This is a genomic window from Streptomyces sp. URMC 123, assembly GCF_051386515.1.
In the GTDB taxonomy this organism is placed as follows: domain Bacteria; phylum Actinomycetota; class Actinomycetes; order Streptomycetales; family Streptomycetaceae; genus Streptomyces.
The window spans coordinates 1-3,778 of the sequence record NZ_JBPQTV010000469.1 but is presented as its reverse complement, the minus strand read 5'-3'; the positions used below and the strand labels follow the sequence as shown (position 1 = coordinate 3,778).

The window sequence follows — 3,778 nt, the reverse complement described above, 5'->3', positions numbered from 1 at the left end:
GGCCGGCGCCCTCGCTCTCACCGCGTGCAGCAGCGGGGGCGGCAAGGGCGGCGGCAAGGAGGGCGGCGACGGCAAGGAGCCCACGGAGCAGCGGGCCCTGGTCGCCTTCGCCGACGCGAAGGCCTCCACGGGGCCGGCCGAGGCGGTGCCCGGTGCCAAGCCCGGCGGCACGATCCGGGTCCTGCAGCGGGACAGTTACGCCCACCTCGACCCGGCGCAGATCTATGTGTCGGACGAGGGGTCGCTGTCCCGGCTGATCCACCGCGGGCTGACGGCGAACAAGCTGAGCAACGACGGCACGTACTCCATCGTCGGCGACCTGGCCACCGACAGCGGCAAGTCCTCCGACGGCGGCAAGACATGGACGTACACGCTCAAGGACGGCATCAAGTTCCAGGACGGCTCGCCCATCACCTCGAAGGACATCAGACACACCTTCGAGCGCCAGTTCGCCTCGTTCATCACGGAGGGCCCGACGTTCATCCAGCAGTGGCTGGCCGGCGTCAGCGGCGCCAAGTACCGCGAACTGCTCCCGGACGGCCCGTACAAGGGCAAGCACCTGCCGGACACCGTGCTGGAGACGCCGGACGAGAAGACGGTCGTCTTCCACTTCAAGGAGCCGCAGGCGGACGTGCCGTACGCGCTGGCGATGCCGGGCTACGGGGCGGTGCCCGCGGGCGCCAAGGACACCCAGAAGGCGTACGACCGCGCGCCGCTCGCCACCGGCCCGTACAGGATCGAGTCCTTCAAGACCGGCAAGTCGATGACGCTGGTGAAGAACGAGAACTGGGACCCGAAGACGGACCCGGCGCGCAACCAGTACGTCGACAAGTTCGAGATCACCTTCAACCACCAGTACAAGGACTCCAGCGAGCGGCTGATGTCCGACGCCGGTGAGAACAAGAACGCGATCAGTTTCAACAACTCCGTCGACGCCTCCAGCCTGCCCAAGCTCTTCCAGGACGAGGCCGCCAAGAAGCGCTCGGTGTCGGGCTACCAGCCCTACGTCGGCCAGATCGCCATGAACATGAACCGGATCAAGGACAAGAAGGTCCGGGAGGCGATCACCCACGCCGTGCCGATCAAGTCGATCCTCGCGGCGTACGGCGGCAGCCCCGCCGGCGAGCTGGCGGGCGGGGTCATCAGCCCGACCCTGACCGGCTACCAGAAGGGCTACGACCCCTACGACAAGCTCAAGAAGCCCCTCGGTGACATCCCCCGGGCCCAGAAGCTGCTGGAGGAGTCCGGCCAGAAGGGCATGAAGCTCACCTACGCCTACATCAACACCCCCGAGGGGCAGCAGGCCTCGGTGGCCGTGGCGGACGCGCTCAAGAAGGCGGGCTTCGACGTCCAGCGCAAGGAGATCCCGGCCGAGAGCTACTACGACCTGGTCGGCAAGGTGGACAACGGCTACGACCTCTACAACAACAACTGGGGCGCCGACTGGCCCAGCGCCGCCACGGTGATCCCGCCGCTCTACGACGGCCGCACCATCCAGGACGGCGCGAACAACTACTCGCATGTCAACGACCCGAAGATCAATTCGGAGATCGACCGCATTCGCAAGATCACCGACACCAAGCAGGCCGGTGCCGAATGGTTCAAGCTGAGCCAGTACATCCTCGAAGAAGTCCTGCCGGTCGTCCCGACCTACTACTTCAAGCAGGTCCAGCTCTACGGCTCGAACATCGGCGGGGTGGTCTACAACACGGACATCGCCGGCATCGACCCGCGCAAGCTCTACCTCAAGCAGTAGCACCCGTCGAGCAGTAGCCACCGCTCAGGCCGCGTCCGTCCGCCCGCCGCGCCGGCGGACGGACGCACCCGCCCACCGCCTCCGTCGCTGAGAGCTGCCACGCCATGCTGCGATTCCTGGCCCGCCGGACCCTCGGCGCCCTGGTGATCCTCCTCTTCATCAGCGCCGTCACGTTCTTCCTCTTCCACGCCGTGCCCCGTGACCCCGCCCTGCTCGCCTGCGGCAAGACCTGCGACCCCGAGACGCTGGCGCTCGTGCGGAAGAACCTGGGCACCGATCAGCCGATCCCCGTGCAGTACTGGGAGTACATGGCCGGGATCTTCGCCGGCCGGGACTACGACACGGGCCCCTGCCCCGCGCCCTGCCTGGGGTACTCGTACCACGACTCCGCGCCGGTCTGGGACACCATCCTGGACCGCTTCCCCACCAGCGTCTCGCTGGCCATCGGGGCCACCGTGGTCTTCCTCGTGCTGGGCCTGGGCGCCGGCCTGATCGCCGCCTGGCGCCGCGGCACCCTGGTGGACAAGGTCTTCAGCGCCGGTTCGCTGGTGCTCAGCTCGATGCAGATCTACTTCCTCGGGCCGCTGGTGATGGCGCTGCTGGTCTATCAGCTGGAGCTGTTCCCGCAGCCCGGGTACACCGATCTGACCTCGAACCCCGGCAAGTGGTTCACCGGGCTGCTCATCCCCTGGGCGGTGCTGGCGACGATCTTCACCGCCAACTACACCCGCATGGCCCGCTCGACGATGATCGAGCAGCTCCAGGAGGACCATGTGCGCACCGCGCGGGCCAAGGGCATGTCCGGGCGGACGGTGTTCCTCCGGTACGCCTGGCGGGGCTCGCTCATCCCGATCGTCACCATCCTCGGCATCGATCTGGGCGCCCTCTTCGGCGGCGCGATGATCACCGAGTTCACCTTCTCGCTGCCGGGGCTCGGCCGGCTCGCCGTGATGTCCGTGATCAACAACGATCTGCCGATGCTCATGGGCGTGATGCTCTTCAGCGCCGCCCTGATCGTGCTCTTCAACGTCATCGTCGACGCCGCGTACGCGTTCATCGACCCCCGTGTGCGGCTGTCCTAGGAGATCTGCCAGTGACCACCCTGACCAAGGAAGCGGGCGGGCCGGCGGGCGCCGCCGGCGGCGCCTTCCTCTCGGTGCGCGAGCTGTACGTCCGCTTCGCCACCGAGGACGGCATCGTCAAGGCCGTCGACGGCCTCTCCTTCGACCTGGAGCGCGGCAGCACCCTGGGCATCGTCGGCGAGTCGGGCTCCGGGAAGTCCGTCACCAATCTGACCGTGCTCGGCCTGCACAACCCCCGGAACACCACCGTCACCGGGGAGATCCGGCTGGACGGCCAGGAGCTGATCGGCGCCCCCGAGCGGACCCTGGAGCGGCTGCGCGGCAACAAGATGGCGATGATCTTCCAGGACCCGCTGACCGCGCTCTCGCCGTACTACACCGTGGGCCGGCAGATCGCGGAGCCGTACCGCAAGCACACCGGCGCCTCCCGCCGCGAGGCGCGGAGCAAGGCGGTCGAGATGCTCCGGAAGGTCGGCATCCCCAACCCCGGGCTGCGCGTGGACGACTATCCCCACCAGTTCTCCGGGGGCATGCGCCAGCGCGCGATGATCGCGATGGCGCTGGTCTGCGACCCGGACCTGCTCATCGCCGACGAGCCGACCACCGCCCTCGACGTCACGGTGCAGGCCCAGATCCTCGATCTACTCAAGGACCTCCAGCAGGAGTTCGGGTCCGCGATCATCCTGATCACCCACGACCTGGGCGTGGTCGCCAACACCGCCGACGACGTGCTGGTGATGTACGCCGGCCGGGCCGTGGAGCGCGGCAGCGTGCGGGAGGTCCTCCGAACGCCCGAACACCCCTACACCTGGGGGCTGCTGCGCTCGATGCCCCGGCTCTCCTCGGACGTGGACGAGGCCCTCACCCCCATCCCCGGCACCCCGCCCAGCCTGCTGGCCCCGCCCCCGGGCTGCCCCTTCCACCCGCGCTGCCCGCGCGC

3 protein-coding genes are annotated in these 3,778 nt (G+C 68.4%); all 3 read left to right on the top strand.

Annotated features, from left to right (window positions below; genetic code table 11):
- Positions 1-1,756, top strand: a 1,756-nt coding sequence (locus ACSNOD_RS29485) for an ABC transporter substrate-binding protein (RefSeq protein WP_436770137.1), incomplete at its 5' end; no start/stop codon positions are given.
- A gap of 104 nt (positions 1,757-1,860) precedes the next feature.
- On the top strand, positions 1,861-2,838 hold the full coding sequence (locus ACSNOD_RS29480) for an ABC transporter permease (protein ID WP_436770136.1): 978 nt from the start codon (positions 1,861-1,863) through the stop codon (positions 2,836-2,838).
- Positions 2,839-2,849: 11 nt separating this feature from the next.
- The coding region (locus ACSNOD_RS29475) for an ABC transporter ATP-binding protein (protein ID WP_436770135.1) at positions 2,850-3,778 on the top strand (929 nt) is incomplete at its 3' end.

What these genes read in the sequence shown, in the direction of transcription:
- ACSNOD_RS29480 (WP_436770136.1), top strand. Translation starts at nt 1,861, where the DNA reads ATGCTGCGATTCCTGGCCCGCCGGACCCTCGGCGCCCTGGTGATCCTC.